The organism is Myxococcus stipitatus DSM 14675 (assembly GCF_000331735.1).
GTDB classification, from domain to species: Bacteria; Myxococcota; Myxococcia; order Myxococcales; family Myxococcaceae; genus Myxococcus; species Myxococcus stipitatus.
Genome location: NC_020126.1, coordinates 6,401,862 through 6,427,165, shown reverse-complemented (window position 1 = coordinate 6,427,165; position 25,304 = coordinate 6,401,862). Strand labels below are relative to the sequence as shown.

At 67.9% G+C, this 25,304-nt stretch carries 18 protein-coding genes; 10 read left to right on the top strand and 8 right to left on the bottom strand.

Going from position 1 to position 25,304, the window contains the following annotated elements; genetic code table 11:
- Positions 1–24: 24 nt before the first annotated feature.
- From MYSTI_RS24750 to MYSTI_RS24730, 5 genes are all read right to left on the bottom strand, one after another.
- Positions 25–2,595: an ATP-binding protein gene (locus MYSTI_RS24750; protein ID WP_015350538.1), complete on the bottom strand. Its 2,571-nt coding sequence runs from the start codon at positions 2,593–2,595 to the stop codon at positions 25–27.
- Positions 2,596–2,607: 12 nt separating this feature from the next.
- Complete coding sequence (locus MYSTI_RS24745; protein ID WP_015350537.1) at positions 2,608–3,792, bottom strand: hypothetical protein; 1,185 nt, start codon at positions 3,790–3,792, stop codon at positions 2,608–2,610.
- Positions 3,789–4,400 carry an ImmA/IrrE family metallo-endopeptidase gene (locus tag MYSTI_RS24740; protein WP_233277945.1) on the bottom strand — a complete coding sequence of 204 codons (612 nt, stop codon included), beginning with the start codon at positions 4,398–4,400 and terminating at the stop codon, positions 3,789–3,791. The genes MYSTI_RS24745 and MYSTI_RS24740 overlap by 4 nt, the downstream gene beginning before the upstream one ends.
- Before the next feature lie 119 nt (positions 4,401–4,519).
- Positions 4,520–4,897, bottom strand: a complete 378-nt coding sequence (locus tag MYSTI_RS43275; RefSeq protein ID WP_015350535.1) for a hypothetical protein — start codon at positions 4,895–4,897, stop codon at positions 4,520–4,522.
- A complete protein-coding gene (locus MYSTI_RS24730) occupies positions 4,884–5,513 on the bottom strand; it encodes an RNA polymerase sigma factor (protein WP_169558661.1) in 630 nt (209 codons plus the stop codon). The genes MYSTI_RS43275 and MYSTI_RS24730 overlap by 14 nt, the downstream gene beginning before the upstream one ends.
- Before the next feature lie 366 nt (positions 5,514–5,879).
- Here MYSTI_RS24730 and MYSTI_RS24725 point away from each other — a divergent pair, with 366 nt between their 5' ends.
- The 10 genes from MYSTI_RS24725 to MYSTI_RS24680 all read left to right on the top strand — a co-directional run bounded on the left by MYSTI_RS24725 (position 5,880) and on the right by MYSTI_RS24680 (position 20,612).
- Complete coding sequence (locus MYSTI_RS24725) at positions 5,880–6,104, top strand: hypothetical protein (protein ID WP_044281328.1); 225 nt, start codon at positions 5,880–5,882, stop codon at positions 6,102–6,104.
- A 375-nt stretch (positions 6,105–6,479) separates the two neighbouring features.
- A complete protein-coding gene (locus MYSTI_RS24720) occupies positions 6,480–7,163 on the top strand; it encodes an iron-containing redox enzyme family protein (RefSeq protein WP_015350532.1) in 684 nt (227 codons plus the stop codon).
- 147 nt (positions 7,164–7,310) lie between these two features.
- Complete coding sequence (locus MYSTI_RS24715; protein WP_015350531.1) at positions 7,311–7,583, top strand: DUF3892 domain-containing protein; 273 nt, start codon at positions 7,311–7,313, stop codon at positions 7,581–7,583.
- Positions 7,584–7,738: 155 nt separating this feature from the next.
- Positions 7,739–9,175 carry a DUF3375 domain-containing protein gene (locus MYSTI_RS24710; RefSeq protein ID WP_015350530.1) on the top strand — a complete coding sequence of 479 codons (1,437 nt, stop codon included), beginning with the start codon at positions 7,739–7,741 and terminating at the stop codon, positions 9,173–9,175.
- Positions 9,176–9,183: 8 nt separating this feature from the next.
- Positions 9,184–9,783 carry a DUF4194 domain-containing protein gene (locus tag MYSTI_RS24705; RefSeq protein WP_201768926.1) on the top strand — a complete coding sequence of 200 codons (600 nt, stop codon included), beginning with the start codon at positions 9,184–9,186 and terminating at the stop codon, positions 9,781–9,783.
- Positions 9,780–13,163, top strand: a complete 3,384-nt coding sequence (locus MYSTI_RS24700) for an ATP-binding protein (RefSeq protein WP_015350528.1) — start codon at positions 9,780–9,782, stop codon at positions 13,161–13,163. Before MYSTI_RS24705 ends, MYSTI_RS24700 begins: the two co-directional genes overlap by 4 nt.
- 250 nt (positions 13,164–13,413) lie before the next feature.
- Positions 13,414–14,697, top strand: coding sequence for a phosphopyruvate hydratase (eno, locus tag MYSTI_RS24695; protein ID WP_015350527.1), 1,284 nt, complete (start codon positions 13,414–13,416; stop codon positions 14,695–14,697).
- A gap of 654 nt (positions 14,698–15,351) precedes the next feature.
- The gene (locus MYSTI_RS24690; RefSeq protein WP_015350526.1) at positions 15,352–19,347 is read left to right on the top strand and encodes a non-ribosomal peptide synthetase; all 3,996 of its coding nucleotides are present in this window, start codon (positions 15,352–15,354) and stop codon (positions 19,345–19,347) included.
- Positions 19,348–19,538: 191 nt separating this feature from the next.
- Positions 19,539–19,736: a lysine biosynthesis protein LysW gene (lysW, locus tag MYSTI_RS24685; RefSeq protein ID WP_015350525.1), complete on the top strand. Its 198-nt coding sequence runs from the start codon at positions 19,539–19,541 to the stop codon at positions 19,734–19,736.
- A 12-nt stretch (positions 19,737–19,748) separates the two neighbouring features.
- Positions 19,749–20,612, top strand: coding sequence for a family 3 encapsulin nanocompartment shell protein (locus tag MYSTI_RS24680; protein ID WP_015350524.1), 864 nt, complete (start codon positions 19,749–19,751; stop codon positions 20,610–20,612).
- A gap of 24 nt (positions 20,613–20,636) precedes the next feature.
- Here the strand turns inward: MYSTI_RS24680 and MYSTI_RS24675 are convergent, their stop codons facing one another.
- The 3 genes from MYSTI_RS24675 to MYSTI_RS24665 form a co-directional block, all read right to left on the bottom strand.
- On the bottom strand, positions 20,637–21,605 hold the full coding sequence (locus MYSTI_RS24675; RefSeq protein ID WP_015350523.1) for an SAM-dependent methyltransferase: 969 nt from the start codon (positions 21,603–21,605) through the stop codon (positions 20,637–20,639).
- Between the two features lie 133 nt (positions 21,606–21,738).
- The gene (locus tag MYSTI_RS24670) at positions 21,739–23,916 is read right to left on the bottom strand and encodes a 3-hydroxyacyl-CoA dehydrogenase NAD-binding domain-containing protein (RefSeq protein ID WP_015350522.1); all 2,178 of its coding nucleotides are present in this window, start codon (positions 23,914–23,916) and stop codon (positions 21,739–21,741) included.
- 41 nt (positions 23,917–23,957) lie between these two features.
- On the bottom strand, positions 23,958–25,169 hold the full coding sequence (locus tag MYSTI_RS24665; RefSeq protein WP_015350521.1) for an acetyl-CoA C-acetyltransferase: 1,212 nt from the start codon (positions 25,167–25,169) through the stop codon (positions 23,958–23,960).
- Between the last annotated feature and the right edge of the window lie 135 nt (positions 25,170–25,304).

Below are 25,304 nucleotides of genomic sequence, written 5' to 3'. Positions count from 1 at the left end.
GGCTCCGTCTCCGAGGCGCGCGTGTCACTCCACGAGCATGCGCTTCACCGGCGCGGGGTCCACGGCCACCATGAGCGGGCGGGTGAACTGGGTGAAGGAGACCAGCGCCTGACCTGGCGCGAGCCGCGACACGCGATTCCAGAGGCTCTCATCGATGCCACCCACCGCGCGCTGCATGCGGGCGATGACGGAGCTGTCGGTGATTTTGTGGACGATGAAGTTGTTGAGCAGCCCCAGGACCTCTTGAGGGAGATGCTGCGGGAGCTGCGTGACGAACACGAGCCCTAACCACCGCTTGCGGCCTCGCTTGGCGATGCGCGCCACCTGCTCGAACAGCACGGGCATCTGGGAGATGCGGCTGGCGGAGAGGAACTCGTGGGCCTCCTCGATGACGATGAGGACGGGCGTGACGTCCTGGCCCCTGGCGCTGGCGCGGGTGTAGCGGGCCTCCTGGGTCTCCTGGAGGCCGCGGAGGATGTCCGCGATGACCAGGTTGTTGAGCTGCGGCGAGTCGGTGTCGGACAGGTCGATGACGGAGACGCGGCCCGGCGTGAGCATCGCCTCGTAGTCGACCTTCGGCGTGTTGCCGACGTCGAAGATGTTGAGCCGGCGCAGGCGGTGGAGCTTGCTGGCCAGCGCCCTCCAGCTGATTTCATTCCGGCTCGTCTGCGCCATCACGCGCGCCATGACGCGCCCCGGGTTGGCGCGGAACTCGCTGTAGAGGGTGGGCCCTCGAGGCACTGGCTCCTCGCTGGGGGCGGCCTCTTCGGCGTCCCTGCGGGAGCTGCGGGAGCGACTCCGGGTCTCCGTGCGGCCTTCATCGCTGAGGCTGTAGAGATAGGCGCTCACGACGTCCAGCACGTGCTGGATGGTCATCCGAGGGTAGCCGGTGGAGAGCTCGTCGACGTCGAGCGCCGCGCGGTGCTCCTCGGGCGTGGTCGGGAAGATGTTGAAGTCCTCGAGCAGCATCTTCGTGACGTCGTAGGCCTTGAGGAAGCGCTCCTGCTGCGCGTCGGACATCTCGAGGATCTCGGCGAGCGCGTAGGGAGACAGGCTGGAGAAGGCGAGGGAGAAGGGGCGCAGGTTGCGGTGGCGAGGGTTGAGGCTGGAGCGGCCCGTGAGGTGGTGGATGTGGAGGTCCTTGACGCCCTCGGCCCGTTGGCCGCGACGTCGGAGGGCCTCCAGCATGGCGGGGTGCTCGGTGGGGCGGTCCACGTGGGTGTACTCGCCCTCCACGTCGAAGATGATGGTGGCGATGCCTTGCGTCTGCGCGCGGTGGATGAGCGTCGCGACGGTGGTCGACTTGCCGCCACCCGTGGTGCCGATGATGCCGGTGTGGCGGGGCAGCACGGCCTTGTCGCGTGGATGGATGCGGGCCTCCATCTTGTTGTAGCCGACCACCATGCCCATGCTCAGCTCGCCGCCGACACCGAGCACTCGGGCACTCTCCTCGTCATCGAGCTTGAACACGGGACTCTGGGGGCGGGGGCGGAAGCGAGGCGGCTCCAGCACGCCGCCCCCCGTCTCCTCGCCGAGCAACTCCACCTCCGCGCGCCCGTGGTAGTCGAACGTGTAGGTCATCCGCTTGCCCTGCGTCACCACGCCGATGGCCATGGTGGAGCCCGCGGGGACGGCGTTGGGTTCGGCGAAGGGGCCTCTGACGACGACGCCCAGGTAGCTGCGCTGGTCCTCGCGCGACTTGATGCGCACGAGTGTCTGCGAGGCCAGCTGTGGCAGGTCCTCGCGGGTGATGAGGAGGGTGATGAGGTTGTCCTCGCTGGAGGAGGTGTCGAAGTGCGTGAAGGCCACGGCCTTCATCAGCTCCTCTTCCTCGGGCGAGGAGGGCTTCACGGTGAGCTGCAGGGACTCCAACTCCTCCAGTGCCTCCGGCGGCGTGGGACGCACGACCGGGTTGTCGCGGGACTCGGCGGTCGGAGTGGGGGCCTCGGCGGAGGGAGGCTCCTGTCGGGCCACCTCGTTGGAGCGTGCGCTCGTGGGCGGGGGCCGGGACTCCGGGCGGGTCGCGGGAGGCTGTGGCGCCCGCTGGGGTGGGTCATGGGGGCGCGGGGGCGTGGGGTTCGACCGGGCCTCGGCTGGAGGGGGCGTGGTGGAGGCGTCTCGCTGGAGCGCTTCGATGATGCGGGCGCGCGCGGGCTGCTGCCGTGGGTCCGGGCTCGGCTCGTTGGCGCGAGGACCCGCGGGTCGAGACGAGGGCGGGTCGAGGAGCGGAGACTCGCGACGGTTCGAGTCGGGGGGGCGTGTGTTGACGGGAGCGGGGGTGGCCGTGAGGCGAGCCGCGGGAGTTGAAGGGGCTCGCTGGAGCACTTCATTGGTGCGCGGACTGGCGGGAGGAGGACGGGCGGGCTGGCGCGAGGTCAGGCCCGGGTTCTCGGGTGCGGTGGCCTGGCGAGGGGGCTCCTCGAGCGTCGCGGTCCGGCCTCGCGTGGGGCTGTATCCCTGCGGGTTGCTCACGCCGTTGAGCGGCCGGGACGCGGGTGCCGAGGCCGAGCGCTGGGAGGAAGCCTCCCACGGGGCTTGGGTTTCCGGGTACCTGGGCGGTTTGCCGTTGCCGTTGCCATTGCCGTTTTCTGACATGACTCCCTCCACCTACCTTCGAGACCTTGAGTCGTTGAAGAACTGCAGCCCCGCGCCGACCTGGGAGTAGGCGTCCTGGACGAGGCCCAGGAAGCCGTCCTCTCCGAACGCGCTCCGGCACGTCATCTCCGCCATGTCGAGGAGCATGGGATAGCCGCGCTCACGTCGGAGCATGCTGTCCGCAATCGCGATACGCGCCGCGACATGGACGTGCTCTCGATGCGCGAAGAACAAACGGGGAGGAGCCTGAGGCGACGTCCGGAATACGCCGGTGAGCACCTCCGGACTGCACTCTTCCAGGAAGTCGGTGACGAGCTGTCCGTTGTCCAGGTCGTATTGCCATCGTTCGATGACCTGATCGCCGAACTCCGCCATGGTTTCGATGACCGCGTACTCCCCGGGCAGGAGAGAGCTCCCGAGCGTCAGCAAGCCGCGGCCATCCAGGATGGGGCTGACGAAGACGAACTTCTTGTGCTGCAGGACGAGTCGCCGCAGCACATCGAGCGATGCATCGAGGAGCCGTTGATAGCCCGAGCCTGTCAGCATGTCGTATGAGAATGGGTTGCCTTGACCGATGCGCCACTCCGCGCGGGCCTTGTCCACCAGGGCTGAGCGCTCGGCGAAGGCGCGGATGCCGCGCCGGGCGAGGCGAGAATAGGGTGCCCGGCGCGCGGAGCTGGAGTTGTCCTGACGTCGTTGGATGCAATCCAGGACGTCCTGGAGGAGGTTGTTGTGCTTCTCGGCCACCTCCTTGCGAAACAGTCGCTGCGAGAAGGTTCCCTGCGTGCCGGCGTACCCCACGATGGCGATGCCAATCTGGGTGATGCCGAGGGGCACGCTCTCGTAGGAGGAGAAGCTCCCGTTCACTGCCTCGACGCGCCCGGAGAAGAGCAGGCCTTGATAGATGGCCTCCAATTGAGCGGGCTCGGCCACGTACACGCCTGCCTCACGCGGAGCACCCGTGAGTCCGCCAATCTGGGGGAGGACCTCCGCGCGGATGATGCTCCGGAGCTTGTCTTCCGTGCGCACGGCTTGCGCAATCTCCAGCCGGAAGCGGCTCATCACCTTGTCCAGGGCATGTTCAGGCAGCCACGTGTCGAGGTTGAGCGTCCTCCCCATGTCCTCGCCGTAGTCCGCGAGGAAGTCTGCGTCGCCGTGAAGCTCTTCGTAGTCTCTGTCTGGCCTTGAACGGCTCATTGTCCCCTCCCATCCGTTCCCAGCATCCGTACGAGCGAGAAGCGCTCCGGACGCCGAGGACGGACCAACATCCGGGCGTACTCGTGCGCCGCGCGCCGCGTGAGCCCGAAGCGGGTGGCGAGCGCTTCCACTCCGTCGTCTTCGGAGTGCTGGCTCAGCGTCTCCATCGCCAGTGCGGCGGGGGCCAGGAACTCGAACGCCAGCCGGTCCGCGCGACGTTCGGCCTGGAGCACCTTGGCGGACTGGATGGTCCCAGTCTGGTTCCGGTCCATGAGCTTGACCTGCACGCCGATGGGAACACGGCTGAAGTGGGACGAGATGAGCTCGTGGGGCGTCGGGTCGCGGAGTCCATCCAGCACGGGCCGGATGGACTCTCCGAACATTCTCAAGGCCCAATCGCGCGGCACGAGGTGGTCCAGGACGAAGTGGGCCACCTCATGCGCCAGGGTGAAGCGCTGCTCCTCGAGCGAGTCCTCGCTGTCCATGAGGAGGACCGCGCCGCCGGCGTTCGCGACCATGCAGCCGTGAAGCCGCCGAGGGGCTTCGTCCTCGTGGTACTCGAAGTCTCGCCAGCCCAGCCAATCCCTGACACCGTCAGTGGTCAGCATGGGCAAGAACTCCATGCTGACCTTGAGATAGCTATCGACCTCGGTGGCCAGTTCCCTGGGAAAAACCTGGGGTGTCGGCAACTGGGATGCAGCCACTGCCTCATCCAGCCAGTGTCCTGTCATGAGTTCTTCTTGTCCTTAGTGGAATGGTCTCTCGCCGCAATCAGGACGGTGACCTTCCGGGTTCCCTTTCCGCCTGCCTTCGCGCGGCGCAGAGCTTCCATGACCTGCACGCGTCGGAGAATCCGGGTCAGCTGCCGGAGATCCACTTCATAACGTTTCGCGAGCTGGGCCACTTGTTCGGCGAAGCCCTCGTCCTGGGGGCAGTGGCAGAGCGCCATCCATTTGACCTGCTCTTCTGTGCAACCCAGTTCATCGGCGAGCTGCTTCGGGGTGCGGCTCTCCAAATCACGGTACCGCTCAAAGGTATGACCCAGTGTCCACGGCTCGAGTGAGCTGCGCCGCGCCGCCGCTTCAAGCCAATCAGGGGATGACATCGACTGCCTCCCTTCCGTAACGCGCAAGGCGTTTTTTCAGGCGGTCCTGGTGGCGTTTGACTTCTCGCTGGCGTTCCTCCTTGGACATGGGGGCGAGGTCGAGGGCCTCTGCGAGGCGCTCCGTGGAGCTCTCGCCTGTGAATGAGAGCCAGAGGAATTTCTGCTCCTTCGGGGTGAATCCCCATGGCCCCAGTCGTGCTGCGAACCGATGTGCTTCCACCGTGGCCTCCGGATCCCCATTCGGAGCCGGGCCCCCGAGTGCGAAATCCGCCGCGTATTTCTGCTCGCGAATCTCCATTTTCGTTCGTGTTCTCAACCGGTCCCGCGCCCTTTGCTTGGCGATGTGCGTCAAGTAGGTGGACAAAGGGCCGATACGGGCGTCGAAGCTCTTGGGCTCCTTCAGATAGGTGATGACCGCGTCGACGGTGGAGTCGATGGCTTCGTCCTGGCTGCAACGGAGCTTGTCGCGCAAGACACTGATGATTTTGTCGTTGAATGCACGGTGGACATCATCGGGAGCCGTCGGGTCGGCACGGCCTTTGAGGACCCTCGCGTGAAGTGCCTCTTGCTCCGCCCTTGTTGGATAGCGCATCCCCACACCTCGCTGAGAGCTCATGGCTCCACTTCTGGAATGACCGCGTCGTGTGTGCTCATTCGCCACCATTCCATGGAGTTCGACGCATGCGCGAGTGCGCATCGCCTTCCGAGGTTGTTTCCAGACTCGTTGTTTGTCTGTACCTCCTGGGTGGTATGCCCGGCAGGGAGGGTGACACGCGTTGGCGCACTGTGCACTCCGGCTCCGAATGAGACAAATGAAGGCGATGCGACCCACCACGCCTGAACCCTCTCGCGGTGAGAGGACCCATGTCAGTCATGACCTGCCGAGTCGTGCCCACCTAACGCAAGCGGGATGACGCGGTCCGCATCCGCAGGGCTGTCTTTGGCGGAGAGCTGCGATTGCTGTCCGGTGTGGAGGCGCGAGGTGATCACCGCGCACCCGGTGATCCGCGCGGACGATGATCCAACGGCCACGTCTCGTTTGATGTTGCCCGATCTGGCGATGGCCTCCGCGATGAGAGAGTATTGGGGCCGTGAGCTGGATCAGGAGCTCGACCTGGGAGGTCTTGGTGGACAGGGGTTTCTGATCCCGGAAGGCACAGGGCTGGATCCTGAAGCGCCGACGCCGCTCCGAGGCGAGGGTGTCTGACGAGAGCCGTCGCCGCGGTGTGTCGCATGGGATTGTGTTGGCCAGGCTGGAGACGGAGGACGCGTGGCGGATCGTCGAGGTGGCTTCGGACCGGGGCTGGCTGACCCCACTCTGGGCGCACATCCCTGGGGCCTCTCACCCGCACGCGGTGCCGTTCGTTCTGGCACGAACCTGGAGCGGGCCCGCGCGAGTCAGGAGCGACTCGCGGAGCCGCGGACGCCTCCGGTGTCGTCACTGGTCGCCCCGACGACGGGGCGCGCCTCGCTCCCATGCGGGCTTCCCTCGGTTCGCTCGTGGACCCGGTCCGCACGGGCGCGCCCCTTCACTTCAACCCGTGACAACCGAGCCTCGCGGGGCTCGGGACAGGAGACAGACGTGCAGACCCAGAAGAGGGACGTTTCGAGGACGGACTGGGTGGTGGCGCTGGAGCGCGAGGTCGCAGTGCTCGAAGAGGTGCTGGACGCGAGCACCTCGGCTCGGCGCCTCTTCGAGGGACGGATTGACTCGGAAGGGTATGCCCGCTTCCTCGCGCAGACGTATCACTACGTGCGCTGGACCACGCCACTGCTGGAGATCGCGGGGACGCGGATGCGGCAGTCCGGCCTGCATCCGGCACTGGCGGAGCTGCTCGTGAGCAAGTCCGCGGAGGAGCGGGGGCACGAGCGATGGTTGCTCGCGGACCTCCGGAACCTCGGGTGGCCCGTCGAGCGAGTCGAGGCCACGCCGCTCTGTGGCGCCGTGAAGGCCTATGTCGCGTGGAACCAATTCACGACGCAAGAAGGAGTGCCGACGGCATTCCTCGGCACGGCCTATGTGTTGGAGTCGCTGGCCGTGCGACGAGCAGGGAGCACGGTGGATCGCCTCATCTCCGCGGAGAGGATTCCCAACATCCACGAGGCGGTGACGTTCCTGCGAGGCCACGGCGACGTGGATGGAGACCACGTCGGGGCGCTCGCGGAGGTGCTTCGCTCGCTGGACGACCCGGAGGAACAGGAGGTGCTCATCCACTCCGCGCGGACCACCCGCCTGCTGTATCCCGGACTCTTCCTCGAGCGATAGACGCCGGAAGCTACCTCCTTGGGGGGAGAGACCGTCGCACGGAAGCAGCGCATCGTGCAGGGCGAAGGCGGGGGTCCAGGAGAGGTTCGGGAGGGAAGGGGAGCCTTGGCGCCCCGCCTTCATTCGCCCCGCACACAAAGGAGCGTCATGCTGCGCTACATCACGGCGGTTCACCTGGAGGGTGGTCTCGGGCTGGAGCACATCGCGGAGTACAAGTGGGACGAGCCGCGGACGCGCAAGAAGGGCAGCAGTGCTCCTTCCGCGATGGTGGAGTGGGTCCGGTCGCAGGGGAACAACGCCTACGTCCGCGCGAAGACAGGGGACGTCCGGGTCGCCGTCGTGAATGCGAATCCGCCCTACCTCCGGACCGAACCCGATGCGTTGAAGCAGGACAACCTGCTCGCGCTGCCCCGGTTCTGAGCGCGCGCGCAGGAGCTTGAACCACCGCCAGGGGGCGTGGTGCCTGGCCACTTGGACGTGGGCAACCAACCAGGCAGGGCGTTCAAGGGGCATCACCGCAACCACCTGTGAGGTTACCGGGGGATGTCAGAGTCGAAGTGTATGGATGAAGCGTCATGGACTTCGCGACGCTGGAGACCTTGCGGCTGAAACACCCCGCCTGGCGGCTGTTGGTCGCGGGCAATGCCTCGCTCATCGCGAGCTTCCTGCACCCGGTATTCGTGGCATCGAATGCCCGCGCCATCCCGCGGCGGGAGCTGGTGTTGCGTCTGGAGGACCACCTCCACGCCCTCCGCGAGCAGCGAGGGGAGACGGCCTTTCCCCGAGCCGCCCACGTCTATCTCGACGAGTGGGCCGCCGACAGCGCGGGGTGGCTGCGCAAGTTCTATCCCCCCGACACCGATGAGCCACACTTCGACCTGACCCCCGCGGCGGAGCGGGCCCTCCGGTGGCTGAGTCAGCTCACCGAGCAACCCTTCGTGGGCACCGAGTCCCGATTGCTCACCGTGTTTCATCTCCTCCAGGAGATGACGGAGGGAACGGAGCCGGACCCAGGCGCGAGGCTCGCGGAGCTGGAGCGGCGCAAGGCGGAGGTGGAGGCGGAGATGGCTCGGGTGCGCGCGGGCCACCTGGACCTCCTGGAGGAGTCCGCGCTCAAGGACCGCTTCCAGCAGATGTCCGACACCGCGCGCGGATTGCTGTCCGACTTCCGAGCCCTGGAGGACAGCTTCCATGCGCTGGACCGCCGGGTGCGCGAGCGCATCGCCACGTGGGAAGGCACGCGGGGGGCGCTGCTGGAGACCGTGCTGGGAGAGCGAGACGCCATCAGCGGCTCGGACCAGGGGCGCAGCTTCCGAGCCTTCTGGGACTTCCTCATGTCCCCCGAGCGCAAGGACATCCTCACGAAGAACCTGGAGCGCATCCTCGCGCACCCGGCGATTCAGTCGCTGCAGCCCGACCCGCGACTCTTGCGCATCCACTTCGACTGGCTGGAGGCGGGCGAGCACACCCAGCGCACCGTGGCGAGGCTCTCCGGCCAGCTCCGCCGCTTCCTGGATGACCGCGTGTGGTGGGAGAACCGCCGCATCCTCCAGGTCCTGCGAGGCATCGAGAAGCACGCCCTCGCCCTGCGAGCGAGCCCGCCGGAAGGGCCCTTCATGGAGCTGGACGACCTGGCGCCCACGCTGGACCTCCCGCTGGAGCGCCCGCTGTACGCTCCGCCGTCGCGCGCACGGATGGTGGACGAAGAGGTGATGGATGCGACGGAGGACGTGCCCTCGGACGCGCTCTTCAACCTCGCGTACATCGACAAGACACGGCTGCGCTCGAACGTCCGTCAGGCGCTCCTGGACCGTGAGCAGGTCTCACTCGCGGACCTGGTCCGCAGCCATCCCCTCGAGCACGGCCTCGCCGAGCTCGTTGTCTACCTGAGCCTTGCATCGGAGGACCGCAAGGCCTCTGTCGACGAATCGCGGACGCAGGAACTCTTCTGGACCGATGCGCGAGGGCTCCCTCGCCGCGCGACCCTTCCCCTGGTGCTCTTTCTCCGATGACCGCTCCCATGTCTCATGTCGCCGAAGCCCCGGATGCCCTGTCGCTGGTGGTCGTCTCGCTCCTGAAGGGCGTGGTCTACCGGGAGGAGAACCCGTCGCTCTGGCAATCCCTGCTCAAGCTGCATGCACGGGTCAGTGACCACGTGTCCGTGCTGGGATTGGGATTGGCTTTGGATGAGCCGGAGGGCTACGCCTTTCTCCGCCAGCGGGCGGAGGGAGAAGGAGCCGGGGAGCTGCCTCGGCTCGTCGCTCGGAGGCCGCTGGGCTATGGCTCGAGCCTGCTGCTCGCGCTCCTGCGCAAGCGCCTGGCGGACGCGGATGCCGCGGCGGGAGGAACGCGTCTGGTGATGCGCCGCCATGAGCTTCAAGACCTGGTGCGGCTGTTCCTCCCGGAGGGCACGAACGAGGTGCGCTGGGGGGAGCGCGTGAATCAAGACATCGAGCGAGCGGTGGGCCTGGGGTTCCTCAAGCCCCTGGCCGAGGAGGACACCTTCGAGGTCCGCCGCATCCTCAAGGCCTTTGTCACCGCCCACTGCCTGGAAGGGCTGGAGCAGCGGCTCGCGGCCTATCGCGCACAACTCATCGAGGAACAAGGAGGTCGGGAATGAGCACGGTACGTCCTCTCCTGCAGGCGGACCTGTTGGACGTCGGCACCCCCAACGCGCGAGCGGGGTTCCGCCTTCGTCGGTTCGAGGTCTTCAACTGGGGCACGTTCCACCAGCGCTCATGGCACCTGGACCTGCTGGGGGAGAGCGGGCTGCTCACGGGGGATATCGGCTCGGGCAAGTCGACGCTGGTGGATGGGTTGGTGACGCTGTTCGTCCCGCCGCAGAAGCTGGCCTACAACAAGGCCGCGGGGGCGGAGGCGCGTGAGCGCACGCTGCGCTCCTACGTGCGAGGCCAGTACAAGTCCGAGCGAGGAGAGACGGGGCAGGGGGCTCGGCCCGTCTTCCTGCGCGATGCGCCGACCTACTCGGTGCTGCTCGCTCACTTCCACAATGAGGGGTACGGACAGGACGTCACGCTCGCGCAGGTGATGTGGATGCGCGAGGCGGAGGGACAGCCGGCGAAGCTGTACCTCGTCGCGGATGGGAAGCTCTCCATCTCCGAGCACTTCTCGCGCTGTGGCTCCGACCTGAATGCGCTGAAGAAGCGCCTCAAGTCGCTCGCTCGGGAGGTGCATGAGACATTTCCGCCGTATCAAGCCGCGTTCCGCCGGCGCTTCGGGCTGGAGAATGAGCAGGCGTTGGACCTGTTCCTCCAGACGGTGTCGATGAAGTCCGTGGGCAACCTGACGGACTTCGTGCGCCAGCACATGCTGCCGCCCTTCGATGTGGAGTCCCGGCTGGCGGCGCTCATGGGCCACTTCGACGACCTGCACCGTGCCCACGAAGCCGTGCTCAAGGCAAAGCGGCAGGCGGGGATGCTCGAGCCGTTGGTGGCGGACCACGAGCGCTTCACCACGCTGTCCGCGGAGCTGGAGGACCTCAAGGGGGGCCGTGAGGCCCTGCGGCCGTGGTTCTCCGCGCGGAAGGCGGGGCTGTTCGAGGCCCGGCTGGCGGAGCTGGAAGGGGAGCGCGAGAAGCTGCGCGCGAAGGCGGAGCGAATCCAGGAGACACGAGCGCGGCACCTCGCCGACAGGGAGCGGCTCCGTCAGTCCATCTCGGACAACGGAGGCGACCGGCTGGAGACCGAGAAGGCGGAGCTGGTCCGGCGCCGGCACGAGCGGGACGAGCGCATGCGGAAGGCGGACCAGTACGCGCGAATGGCCCAGGCCGTGGGGCTCCCCGCGGCGACGGAGCTGGAGGTCTTCGTGGCCAACACGCGCGACCTCAAGCGCGAGCGCACCCGCACCGCGAACGAGCTGTCCGAGGCCCAGAACTCGCGCACCGAGCTCGCGATGCGCCTGCGTGACCTCGAGAGGGAGCACGAGACGGTCTCGGTCGAGCTGGAGGTCTTGCGCCGCCAGCGCTCCAACATCCCCGCGCGCTTCCTTCACCTGCGCGCGAGGTTGTGCGCGGACCTGGGCCTGCCCGAGGAGCGGTTGCCCTTCGCGGGGGAGCTGCTGCGAGTGCGCGATGAGGCGCGGGACTGGGCGGGCGCCATCGAGCGTGTGCTGTACCCGCTGGGGGTCTCCCTGCTCGTCCCCGACGACGACTATGCGCGGGTAAGCCAGTGGGTGGACCGCACGCATCTGAATGCGCGCTTCGTCTACTTCCGCGTCCGGGAAGAAGCCGCGTCCCGCGGGGGGGCGTCGCGGCCAGAGTCGCTGCTGCTCAAGCTCGCATTCAAGCCAGGTGCCCCGCAGTCGGCCTGGTTGGAGACGCATCTGGCCCGTCAGTTCGACTACGCCTGCTGTGAGACCTCCGAGCAGTTCATGCGGGCACGTCAGGCCCTCACCCGGATGGGTCAGGTGAAGACAGGCGGGGACCGGCATTCGAAGGATGACCGGAGCCGCATCGACGACCCGTCGAACTGGGTGCTGGGCTGGACGAACGACACCAAGCGGAAGGTCCTGGAGTCCGCGGCTCGCTCAAGGGAGCTGGGAGTCCAAGCCGCCTCTGCCCGGTGGGCGGCACTGGAGCAAGAGTGTGCGCGATTGCAGCTGCGGACGGAGCAGCTGGGACAGCTCGGGGTCTTCGAGAACTTCAGTGAGCTCGACTGGCGTCTGGTGGCGGGTGACATCCATCGGCGCGAGGAGCGGCTCAAGGCGCTCCAGGCGGAGTCCGATATCCTCCAGGGGCTCTCGCGGCAGCTCGACGCGGTCGAGAAGGACGTGGCCACGGTGGAGACGACCCTGAAGGCCGTGGAGAAGGAGCAGACGCGAAACGAGGAGCGAGAAGCGACGACACGAAAGCTCCTCCTGGCCTGCCAGCGGACCGTGAGCGAATGCCCCGACACGCTCCGGTCTTCCTTCCCGCGAGTCGCCCGGTTCAGTGAAGAGGTGCTCGCCGGGGCGGCCCTCGAAGCGGACACGTGCGACGAGCGCGAGCGGCAGGTGCGAGACCGTCTCCAGGCGCGAATCGACGGGGATGGGCGCAAGCTGGAGCGGGTGCGGGACTCCCTGCTCGCGGCGATGCACGCCTACCGCACCGCGTTCCCCTTGGAGTCCCAGGAGCTGGGCGCGGGCCTGGAGGGTGCACCGGAGTATGTGACGCTCCTGGCCTCTCTGCGCGCGGACGACCTGCCGCGCTTCGAGGCGCGCTTCAAGAGCCTGTTGAACGAGAACACCATCCGCGAGGTGGCGAACTTCCAGGCGCAGCTCCACCGCGAGCGCCACGACATCCATGAGCGCGTGGAGACCATCAATCGCTCCCTGCGGGCCATCGACTACAACCCGGACCGCTACATCGTCCTGGAGCTGGTGCCCACGGTGGACCTCGACATCCGTGCGTTCCAGCAGGACCTGCGCGCCTGCACCGAAGGCTCGCTCACCGGCGCTGAAGACGACGCCTACTCCGAGCAGAAGTTCCTGGAGGTGAAGCGCATCATCGAGCGCTTCCAGGGCCGCGAAGGGCAGGGGGAGCTGGACGCGAAGTGGACGCAGCGGGTGACGGACGTGCGCAACTGGTTCAGCTTCTCCGCGTCGGAGCGTTGGCGCGCGGACGACCAGGAGCACGAGCACTACGCGGACTCGGGCGGCAAGTCGGGAGGTCAGAAGGAGAAGCTCGCATACACGGTGCTGGCGGCGAGCCTCGCGTACCAGTTCGGCTTGCAGTGGGGAGAGACGCGCTCGCGCTCGTTCCGCTTCGTCGTGATTGACGAGGCGTTCGGCCGAGGCTCCGACGAGTCGGCCACGTACGGCCTGGAGCTCTTCCGCCGCCTGGACCTGCAGCTGCTCATCGTGACCCCGCTGCAGAAGATTCGAGTCATCGAGCCGTACGTGGCCAGCGTGGGCTACGTCCACAACGAGGAAGGTCGCTGCTCGCGGGTGCGCAACCTCACCCTCGAGGAGTACCAGACGGAGCGCGCGGCTCGGAGCGCCTGAGGCCCACTGGTCTCAGGAGGATTCACAACATCTGGGCGCACTTACGTGCCTCGCCGCGCCAGAGGCCTCACCCTTCGAGGACCTTCAACACCCGCGGTTCGGTGCGCGCCTCCGACGGGAGCAGGAGCACCTGGGGTATCGCTGGGTGGAAACCGCCCTGGCGCACCTGTCCTTCTGAGAGGGAGAAGCACCCCCACGGGACGGCGGTGCCGCCTTGACGCACTGGGGTCGCTTCGCTACGAAAGCGCCCATGACTACTATCGTCGGTGTCGTAGGCCGTGAGATTCTGGACAGTCGCGGCAATCCCACTGTCGAAGTCGATGTCGTCCTCGAGAACGGCGTGCGCGGTCGTGCCGCGGTTCCGTCAGGCGCCTCGGTCGGCACGCATGAGGCCGTGGAGCTTCGCGACGGCGACAAGAGCCGTTACCTCGGCAAGGGCGTGCAGAAGGCCGTCGCCGTGGTCAACAACGAGCTGGCCAACGCGGTTCGCGGGATGAACGCGGAAGCGCAGCTCGAAATCGACCAGACGATGATTGCCCTCGACGGCACGCCCAACAAGAAGAAGCTGGGCGCCAACGCCATCCTCGGTGTCTCGCTGGCCGTGGCGAAAGCCGCCGCCGCCGCGCGGGGCCTGCCGCTCTACCGCTATGTCGGCGGTGTCTCCGCCAACCTGCTGCCCGTGCCGATGATGAACATCATCAACGGCGGCGCCCACGCGGACAACGCCATCGACTTCCAGGAGTTCATGATCATGCCCGTCGGAGCGAAGTCGCTCGCCGACGCGGTGCGCATGGGCGCCGAGGTCTTCCACACCCTCAAGAAGGGCCTGTCCGAGGCCGGCCACGGCACCAACGTGGGTGACGAGGGCGGCTTCGCGCCGAACCTCACCTCCGCCGAGGCCGCGCTCGACTTCATCATGAAGTCCATCGAGAAGGCCGGCTACCGCCCCAACGAGGACATCTGCCTGGCGCTCGACTGCGCCGCCAGCGAGTTCTACAAGGACGGCGTCTACGACTACGAGGGCGAGGGCAAGAAGCGCTCCGTCGACGAGCACGTGAAGTACCTCGAGGGCCTCGCGGCGAAGTACCCCATCGTCTCCATCGAGGACGGCCTGGCCGAGGACGACATGGCCGGCTGGAAGCTGCTCACGGACCGCATCGGCAAGAAGGTGCAGATTGTCGGCGACGACCTGTTCGTCACCAACGTGAAGCGCCTGGCCGATGGCATCAAGAACGGCATCGCCAACTCCATCCTGGTGAAGGTCAACCAGATTGGCACGCTGTCGGAGGTGATGGCGGCCGTGGAGATGGCGCACAAGGCCGGCTACACCGCCGTGATGTCCCACCGCTCCGGTGAGACCGAGGATGCGACCATCGCGGACCTCGCGGTCGCCACCAACTGCGGTCAGATCAAGACCGGCTCGCTGTCCCGCGCGGACCGCACCGCGAAGTACAACCAGCTCATCCGCATCGAGCAGGAGCTGGGCAAGCAGGCCCGCTACGGCGGCCGCTCCGTGCTGCGCGTCCAGTCCTGAAGTCCTGAGCTCCTGAGGTCTTCGTCCGGCGGTCGGGTGTCTCACCCGGCCGCCGTGTTTTTTCCGCCTCGCCCACAGCCCAGGCCCGCGGTTCGACCCCGGAAGGGCGCCCCTGGATACGACTTGTTTCCGTGTCTGGCAAAGCCAGGAGTGTCGGCAGGTGTGGTTGAAGGCAATCGGGGGTGATTATTCTTCTGGGTTGGTAACCGGCTGGGCGTGTTGGTTGTGATTGCCTTCACACGCCCGTCGGCATGATGCAGAGTGCGCGCAACCCATCGTGAGGGAGCGTCCGTGAAGACACTTCTCGTCACCCAGGCGGACTTGCGACAGAGAGAGTCCATCCCCAACAAGGTCGTGGGCGACAACCCTCTCAATCCAAGGCCATACGGGGTTCCCACCATCATCGCCACGAACGGTGTGGGGTCGTGGCACCGGGCATCTCTCAGCGGGGGTGGCTGGAGTGCTGGCCACGGTGTCTGGCGAAGGCCTCCGCGCTCGCTGATGGAGCGCAGGCGCGGGTGGAGGGCGGAAGGAAGCCTCCGGCCCAGGACTCGCGTGGCCTGAGTCGCACCGTCCCTTCTTCGTTCCCGCCTCTCACGTGGAGGCCCCGCGTCCGTCGAGGACCCAGGGCTTCGCGACGACTCGAGGTCCGTCATGACGCAGCGCGAGCCCTCGCTCCCGAACAAGGTGGAGCGCGCGGGACGTCGGCCGCCGTTGGTGCACCAGCCGCATTCCGGAGTGGTGCCGCAGTCCTTCGCGCAGCAGCGACTGTGGTTCCTGTCACAGCTCGATGCGGGAGGGACCTCCTACAACGCGCCCTTCGCCGCGAGGCTGAAGGGGCCGCTGGACGTGAGCGTGTTGAAGGAAGCGTTCCTCGCGGTGGTGACGCGGCACGAGGTCCTGCGCACGACGTTCGGTGAGGAGGAGGGCCGGCCTGTCCAGCGCATCCACGAAGAGGCGGCGCTGGAGTGGCGTGTGGAGGAGGTGGGGGAAGGGGACGTGACGCGGCGGGTGGAGGAGGAGGCGAGACGCGCGTTCGACCTGGAGCGAGGGCCGCTGTTGCGGGTGCGGCTGCTGAAGGTGGGAACGGACGACCACGTCCTCGTGTGGGTGGTGCATCACATCGTGTTCGACGGGGGGGCGGTGGGGTTGTTGGAGAAGGAGGTCTCGGAGGAGTACGGGGCGAAGGTGAAGGGGGCGCGGAGGTTGGAGGTGCAGTACGCGGACTACGCGCGGTGGCAGGGGGAGTGGTTGCAGGGGGAGGTGCTGGAGACGCAGCTGAAGTGGTGGACGCAGGCGCTGGCGGAGGCGCCCGGGGTGTTGGAACTGCCCGCGGACCGCGCGAGGCCCGCGGTGCAGACCTTCCGAGGGGCCTTGAAGTGGAGGCCGCTGCCGGAGGGGCTGGAAGGGCGGCTGCGAGCGCTGAGTCGGAAGGAGGGCGTCACGCTGTTCATGACGCTGCTGGCGGGCTTCCAGGCGCTGCTGGCGCGCTACAGCGGCCAGCGGGACATCGTCGTCGGCTCGCCGTTCGGGGGCCGTGGCCATCGCCACCTGGAGGGGCTGATTGGCTTCTTCGCCAACATGCTCGCGTTGCGCACGCGGGTGGACGACGTCTCGTTCCAGGAGCTGTGCGGCCGGGTGAAGGCGATGTGCCTGGGCGCCTTCTCGCGCCAGGACGTCCCTTTCGAGCAGGTGGTGGAAGCACTTCACCTCGAGCGGGACTCCAGCCGCTCGCCGCTGTTCCAGGTGGCCTTCGTGCTCGAGGGAGCGCCCTCCGCCGCGCTGGTGTTGCCGGGGGTGGAGGTCGCGGACGTCCCTTTGGAGCCAGGGGTGTCCAAGTTCGACGTCACGTTGTTCGCACGCGAGAGCGCGCGTGGGCTCGTGACCTATTGGGAGTTCAACACGGACCTCTTCGACGAGGAGACGGTGTCGCGGTGGGCGGAGGCGTACGTGCGCGTGCTCGAGGCCGTGGTGGCGAGGCCCGAGCTGCGGGTGTCCGAGCTTCCACTCGTGAGCGAGCCGGAGCGCGCGCGCCTCCTGGGGGCGTGGAACGACACGCGGGCGGCGTATCCACGCGACGCGAGCATCCATGAGCTGTTCGAGGCGCAGGCGGTGCTCACGCCGGACGCCATTGCGGTGGAGTTCGAGGGGGCACGCCTCACCTTCGCCGAGCTGAACCGGCGAGCGAATCAGCTGGCGCATCACCTGCGTCGCCAGGGGGTGGAGCCTGGAAGCCGCGTGGGACTCTTCACCCGGCGCTCGCTGGAGATGGTGGTGGCGACGCTCGGCATCCTCAAGGCGGGAGGCGCCTATGTGCCGCTCGACCCGTCCTATCCGGTGGAGCGACTGTCGTTCATGTGTGAGGACGCGGGGCTGAAGGTGCTGCTCGTCCAGTCCTCGTTGCGCTCGGTGCTGCCTCCCTTCGGCGTGGACGTGGTCGAGCTGGAGCCCTCGGGGAGGGCCTGCTCGGGCGAGAGCGAGGAGAGCCCCGCGGTGGGGGTCCCCGCGTTGGCGCTGGCCTACGTGATGTACACGTCCGGGTCGACCGGCCGACCGAAGGGCGTCTGCATCCCGCATCGCGGCGTGGTGCGTCTGGTGAAGGGCAGTCGCTTCGTGGCGCTGGGGCCCGGAGAGGTCTTCCTCCAGCTCGCGCCCATCTCGTTCGACGCGGCGACGCTGGAGCTGTGGGGACCGCTGCTCAACGGCGGGAAGCTGGTGGTGTCTTCCGAGCAGGCGCCCACGGTGGAGGAGCTGGAGGCGGCGCTCGTGAAGCATGGCATCACGACGTTGTGGCTGACGGCGGCCCTCTTCGAGCAGGTCATGTCGACTCGCCCGGAGGCACTGGCGGCCGTGCGGCAGGTCCTCACCGGGGGCGATGTGGTGTCCCCGGCGGCGGTGCGCGCGCGGCTGGAGCGTGGCGGGAAGGTGGTCAACGGCTATGGCCCCACGGAGAACACCACGTTCACCACGACGCAGGTGCTCGAGGAGCTCGGGCAGGTGGACGCCCCCTCGCTGTCCATTGGAAGGCCCATCGCGAACACGCAGGTCTACGTGTTGGATGCGTCCCTCGCGTGTGTCCCCGTGGGCGTCTGGGGCGAGCTGTACACCGGCGGCGATGGGCTGGCCTGGGGCTATCAGCGCGGGCCGGAGCTGACGGCGGAGCGCTTCGTCCCGCATCCCTTCAGCGCGGAGCCGGGGGCCCGGCTGTATCGGACGGGAGACCGGGTTCGTTACCGGGGGGATGGGTCGCTCGAGTTCGCGGGCCGACTGGATGGGCAGGTGAAGCTCCGAGGCTTTCGCATCGAGCTGGGTGAAGTCGAGACCGCGCTCCGGGCGCATCCCGGTGTCCGGGAGGTCGCGGTGCTCGCGCGAGACGATGGGCCAGGAGGCCGCTGGCTCGTCGCGTACGTCGTGCCGTCGGAGCGCGAGGGGGGCTCGGTCCAGGACTTGCGAGCCCACGCTCGAGCCCGGCTGCCGGAGTACATGGTGCCGTCGGCCTTCGTGTCGCTGCCCGTGCTCCCGCTCACGCCGAACGGGAAGCTGGACAGGAAGGTGCTCCCTTCGCCGAGGGCGGAGGTGTCGGGAGAGACGTCCTCGGCGCCGCGCACCGCGATGGAGCAGGTGGTGGCGGACGTGCTCGCACCGCTGCTGGGGCTGGAGCGGATGGGGCGCGAGGACCACTTCTTCGAGAGGGGGGGCCACTCACTGCTGGCCACGCGGGCCATGTCGAGGCTGCGACAAGCCCTCGGCCGCGACCTGCCGGTGCGTCTCCTGTTCGAGTCGCCCACCGTCGCGAGGCTCGCGGAGCGGCTGGGACGCGAGCCTGGACCCCACTCGACCTGGGTGGCGCTGCGAAGCGGCGGGACGAAGCGTCCCTTCTTCTGCATCCATCCGGTGGGAGGAACGGTGCTCGCCTACGCGGAGCTCGCGCATGGGCAGGAGCACGACCAGCCATTCTTCGGCTTGCAGGCCCCCGGAGTCGACGGCGAGGCGCGTCCGCTCGACACCGTGGAGGCGCTGGCGGTCCATCACCTCCAGACGATTCGCACCGTGCAGCCTCAAGGGCCCTACCTCCTCGGAGGCTGGTCCATGGGCGGCGTGCTCGCCTTCGAGGTGGCGCGGCGGCTCCGGGAGCAGGGTGACGACGTGGCGCTGCTGTTCCTCATCGACGCCTACGCTCGCCCCGAGACGGTGGACGCGGAGGAGTTGCGGCCCGAGCGTTTGGGCGCGCGCTTCTTCAAGGACCTGCTGCGCGCGGCGGGCGCGGACCTGCCGTGCTCGGAGGACACGCTCGCGCGAATGTCCGCGGCGGAGGCACTCCATGCGCTGGAGACCGCGGGGCGCGCGGCGGCGGCGCTTCCGGAGGCGAGCCTCTCCGCGTTGCGAAATGTGTTCGAGTCCAACCTCGAGGCCGCCTGGCGCCATGTGCCCCGGCCCTGCGCCGGTGAAGTGCTCTCGCTCGAGTCGAGCGAGTCGCCGCGCCCCCACGAGTGGGAGCTGTTGGCGGGAGGAGGTGTGGAAACCCATGCGCTCCCGGGAGACCACTACGCCTTGCTGCGTCCTCCGGTCGTCCAGCAGGTCGCGACGATTCTGCGCGAGGCCCTGGCGCGCATTCACACGCGCGGACGTCCCCGGCGCGAGTCCGCTTGAGACGCACGACGTCTCGGGCACACGTGTATCGACCCGGCAGGTCACGGCCGTGCCACCGCTGGGATTCATGTTTTGAAATAGCTGAGAAATTCGGCCTTGCTGCATTCACGTGCCTTCCCCGGCTTGTCTTGACGATGACGGGGAAGGCCCACAGACTGCACGCGCCGGCGGTTGGAGGAGGAGCAAAGGCCATGCATGCACTGACGAAGCAATCGGACTCGGCCGAGCAGGCGCGGTGCCCCACGTGTGCTCAGCCCATCGATGGCGAGGGCCGCGTGCAGGGCGAGGTGCTCACGTGCTCGGGTTGTGACGGAGAGCTCGAGGTGGTGGGGCTCAACCCGCTGCGGCTCGAAGAGGCGCCCGAGGTGGAGGAGGACTGGGGCGAGTAGCCCGAGGTCACCATGAGCGCGAACGAGACAGCGGAAGCGCCTGCCCCCTCTCCCGGAAGAGTCTTTGCCCAGGCCGTCGCCCTTCAAGGGAAGAACGCCTCGGTGGAGTTCTCACACACCATCACGGAGGCCTTCCCTGGCTTCAAGCGACGCCCGCGCATCGCCGTGCGTGGGCTGTTCAAGGTGGTGAAGGCAGACGGCGCCAAGGTGAAGTACTGGCACGAGAAGCCCCCGGACGGTCCCCTCGCGGCGTCCGTCGAGGACGTGGGACTTCGCCCCGAGGCGGCCTTCGAGTTCCACACGGACCTGGCCGTCCTCAAGCCGACGACCGCGTGGATTCAAGTCCCTCCGGCGCTGCTGGATGACCCGGAGACGCTGGCGACCTTCATCGACTTCCGCCTGCTGGTGCGGCTGTGCACGGCGGAGAACCAGGCGCTCGCCCGGGGCCGTGGGGGAGACCGCGTGCGTGGCATCCTGGAGACACCGGGCGTCGCCCGGCTCCCCGCGCGCTCGGACCCCGTCTCCTCACTCCTGGCCGCATGTGACAGGGTGGAGCAGATGGGCGGCAGCGCGGATGGCATCCTCGTCAACCCCGCGGACTACTACCGGTACTTCGTGGGGAAGGGCGGCCTGCTCGCGGACCTGACCAGCATGGGTGTGCGCATCGCACGGGCGCGCATGGTGGACCCGGGGCAGGTCATCGTCGGGGACTTCACCGCGGCGGCCACCATCTTCGACAGCGGACGCTCCTCCATCCGCTTCGCGGAAGCCCCCGCGGGCATCTTCCCGCGTCCGGGGCTGGCGGTGTGCGGCGAGATTCACGAGGCCCTCGTCGTCCACCTGCCCACCCACTTCTACGTCGCCTCCCTCGTCTGAGGTGACCGCGCGGCGGAAGCCCGCTCAGGGCTTCTCCGCGTGGACGATGGCGTACTCGTCGCAGTTGAACAGCGTCAGCCATTGGAGCTGTTCGAACTCCATCTGCCGCGCGCGCCGCACGTCCTCCCGCACCTTGGCGACCGTGATGTCGCCCGGCTTGCGCTCCGCGGCCGTCATGCCTCGCAGCGCCGCCAGCGCCGTGTTGACGGCGGGGTAGACATCCGACGCGATGGACTCCAGCCGCACCTTCTGGAAGCCCACCTCCCGCAGCTCCGTGAGGTAGCGCTGCGTGGTCCAGACATTGGCCTCCGGAAAGGCCATCCGGCCCCGCCAGTAGCGGTGCCGCAGGCGGCGGCGCAGCCCGCTGCCCGACTCGCGGTCCGTCTTCTGGCACATGTCCGCCATCACCAGACGTCCGCCCGGCCGCAGCACCCGGAAGGCCTCGCGCAGGAAGTCGCCGCGCGTCCGGAAATGCATGGCGGACTCCAGGGCGAAGGCGACGTCGAACTCGCCGGAGCCATACGGAATCCGTGTCGCCGAGCCCAATTCCAACCGCACCACGGTGTCCAACCCCGTGAGCTTGACGCGCTCCTGGCCGATGCGGACCTGGTTGGGGGTGACATTGATGCCAATGATTCGCGCGGGACGGTATTCCTCCGCCCAGAGGATGTCCTGGTCCGCATAGCCAAACCCACAGTCCAGCACCGAGTCGTGCTCGCTCAACCGCGCCGTTCGTGCGAGCAGGTGGGCCATCTGCGCCTGGGCGTCCATGAACAGCTCACCCACCCGCTCGCAGTTCGTCTCGTCCACCCGCTCCACGTCGCGCCAGTAGCCCAGGTTTATCCAGAAGGGCTCCCGGCCCGTGACGACCTGGATGTCTTGGGGTTTGGGGAGGCCGGTGACCCAGGCGCCCGTCTCGTTGGAGTAGAAGCGCTCCGGGTCCGCCAGCACCGCGCTCTTCAGCTGCCTTGCGACCTGCATGACGTTGAACATCACGAGCCTCCTCGACAGCGATGCCAGTCATTATGACTGGAAAAGCCTGGGTTGAGGAGCTGTCAGGTTTGAAAGGGACTGATAGGCAACCGCCGTGACGGGCCCTGTCGAGCCCGTCACGGGGTGGGAGTGACTACTTCAGCAGCTCGCCTCGCTCGGCCTTCTCGACGAGCGACGCGGGGGGCAGGAAGTGCTTGCCATAGCGCTCCGCCAGCTCTCGCGCCCGGAGGATGAAGCCCTTCAGGCTGGTGCCGGTGGGGCCCTCATAGCCGTTGATGAACTGGACCACGCCGCCCGTCCAGGGTGGGAAGCCGATGCCCAGGATGGAGCCGATGTTGGCGTCCGCCGCCGAGCGCAGCACGCCCTCGTCGAAGCAGCGCACCGTGTCGATGGCCTCGGCGAATAGCATCCGGTCCTTCATGTCCTCGAAGGGGATGGTGTGGCCCGCGCGGGTGAAGTGCTGGGCGAGGCCCGGCCACAAGCCCGTGCGCTTGTCGTCCGCGTAGTCGTAGAAGCCACCACCGGTGGAGCGGCCCTTGCGCCCATGTTGGTCAATCAGCGCGTCGATGACCGTGGCGCTGCCGTGCTCCACCCACGTCTGGCCGGAGGCCTCCACGGCCGCCTTCGTCTCCTGGCGGATCTTGCGCGGCAGCGTCAGCGTGAGCTCGTCCATGAGGGACAGCGGCGCGGCGGGGTAGCCCGCCTGGAGTCCCGCCTGCTCGATGGACGCGGGGGCCAGGCCCTCGCCCACCATGGCGATGGCCTCGTTGAGGAACGTGCCGATGACGCGGCTGGTGAAGAAGCCCCGGCTGTCATTGACGACGATGGGCGTCTTGCCGATCTGCACCGCGATGTCGATGGCCTTCGCCAGCGTGGCGTCGCTCGTCTTCTTGCCCGCGATGAGCTCCAGCAGCGGCATCTTGTCCACGGGGGAGAAGAAGTGCATGCCCACGAAGTCCTCCGAGCGCTTCACCCCTTCCGCCAGCTGGGTGATGGGCAGCGTGGAGGTGTTGGACGCCAGCACCGCGTCCGGGGCCACGACGCCCTGGACCTCCTGGAAGACCTTGTGCTTGAGCTCCACGCTCTCGAAGACGGCCTCGATGACCAGGTCGCAGCCCTGGAGCGCCGCCGGGTCCGAGGTGGGGGTGATTCGCGCCAGCAGCGCGTCGCCCTTCTCCTTCGTCGTCTTGCCCTTCTGGACGCCCTTCTCCACGAGCTTGACGGAGTACTGCTTGCCCTTGTCCGCGGCGGCCTGGCTCACGTCCTTGAGCACCACGTCGATGCCCGCTTTGGCGCACACGTAGGCGATGCCCGCGCCCATCATCCCCGCGCCCAGCACGCCCACCTTCTTCGCGGTGTGCTGCGGATGGCCCTTGGGGCGGCCGCCGCCGGAGTTGATGTGCTGCATGTCGAAGAAGAACGCCTGAATCATGTTCTTCGCGACCTGGCCCGTGACGAGCTCGGTGAAGTAGCGCGACTCGATGGTGAACGCGGTGTCCACGTCCACCTGCGTGCTCTCCACCGCCACGGCCATGATGGCGCGCGGGGCGGGCAGGTTCGTGCCCTTGATCTGCTTGCGCAGGTTGGCGGGGAAGGCGGGCAGGTTGGTCGCCAGGCCGGGCGAGGACGGCGTGCCGCCCGGAATCTTGTAGCCCTTGGCGTCCCACGGCTGCTGCGCGCTCGGGTTCGCCTTCACCCACGCCTTGGCCGCGGGCAGGAGCGCCTCCACGGAGTCCACCACCTCATGCACCAGGCCCACCTCCTGGGCCTCCTTGGGACGGTAGCGCTGGCCCTGGAGCAGCACCTTCATCATCGCGTCCACGATGCCCAGCATGCGCACGGTGCGCACCACGCCGCCGCCACCGGGCAACAGGCCCAGCGTCACTTCCGGCAGGCCAATCTGCGCGCCCTTCACGTCGGCGACGATGCGGCGGTGACACGCGAGGGCAATCTCCAGCCCGCCGCCCAGCGCCGCGCCGTTGATGGCGGCGACGACGGGCTTGCCCAGCGTCTCCAGCACGCGCAGCTGCGCCTTGATCTCCTGCCCGAACTCGAAGGCCTGCTTCGCGTCCTCCTTGCGGATGCGCAACAGGTCCTTGAGGTCTCCGCCGGCGAAGAAGGTCTTCTTGGCGGACGTGAGGATGACGCCGGTGATGGTGGCCTTCTCCTGGGCCAGCCGGTTCACGGTCGCACGCATGGACGCGATGTACGCGGCGTTCATCGTGTTGGCGGACTGGTTCGGGTCGTCCATCGTCAAGAGGACGATGCCGTCGGCATCCTGTTCCCAGCGGATGGTGTTCTGCTCGCTCATGGGATTCGCTCGAATCTTGTCGAAAGGGAGTCGGAAAGAGGTCAGACGCGCTCGATGAGGGTGGCCACGCCCATGCCACCACCGACGCACAGGGTGATGACGGCGCGGCGGGCATCTCTCCGCTCCAACTCGTCCACCATGGTCCCCAGGATCATCGCGCCGGTGGCACCCAGCGGGTGGCCCATGGCGATGGCGCCGCCGTTGACGTTGAGCTTGTCGCCGGGGATGCCCAGGTCCTTCTGGTACTTGAGGACCACGGAAGCGAAGGCCTCGTTGAGCTCGAACAGGTCGATGTCCTTCACGGACAGCCCGGCCAGGTCCAGCAGCTTGCGCGTGGCCGGCAGAGGGCCGGTGAGCATGATGGTGGGCTCGGCGCCGGACGTGGCCACCGCGGCGATGCGCGCGCGCGGCTTGAGGCCCATGGCCTTGCCCGCCTTCTCGGAGCCGATGAGCACCAGCGCCGCGCCGTCGACGATGCCGGAGGAGTTGCCCGGCGTGTGGATGTGCTCGATGCGCTCCACCGCGTGGTACTTCTGGAGCGCCACGGCGTCGAAGCCGCCCATCTCGCCCATGCCCGCGAAGGAGGGGCTCAGCTGGCCCAGTGACGCCACCGTCGTCTCCGGCCGCATGTGCTCGTCGCGGTCCAGGATGGTGAGGCCGTTCTGGTCGACGACGGGGACCACGGACTTGTTGAAGTAGCCCTGGGCCCAGGAGTGGGCGGCGCGAGCCTGGGACTCGGCGGCGTAGCGGTCCACGTCCTCGCGGGTGAAGCCCTCCAGCGTCGCGATGAGGTCCGCGGAGATGCCCTGGGGCACGAAGTAGGTGTCGTAGTTGGTGGCGGGGTCCATGGCCCATGCGCCGCCGTCGGAGCCCATGGGGACGCGGGACATGCTCTCCACGCCGCCGGCGATGACCATCTGCTCCCAGCCGGAGCGCACCTGCTGGGCGGCCATGTTCACCGCCGTCAGGCCGGAGGCACAGAAGCGGTTGAGCTGCACGCCGCCCACCGTCTCCGGGAGGCCCGCGGCCAGCACCAGCGTGCGCGCGATGTCCGCGCCCTGGTCACCGACGGGCGAGACGATGCCCAGCACCACGTCGTCGATGTGCTTCGGGTCCAGGTTCGGGTGGCGCTTCTTGAGCGCGTTCACCAGGCCCACCAGCAGCGACAGGGGCTTGGTGCCGTGCAGCGCGCCCTTCTTGCCCTTGCCTCGCGGAGTACGGACAGCGTCGTAGATGAATGCTTCCTGGCTCACCGGGAGCCTCCTTGGGAATCCGGTTGGACTGACCTGGGACGGACGGGCCGAGTATCCGCGAACCGGTGGGGATGGGGTATTCCTTCCTGGAGGACCCATACCCCCCGAGGAATCTCGGAGGACCATGCGCGACAG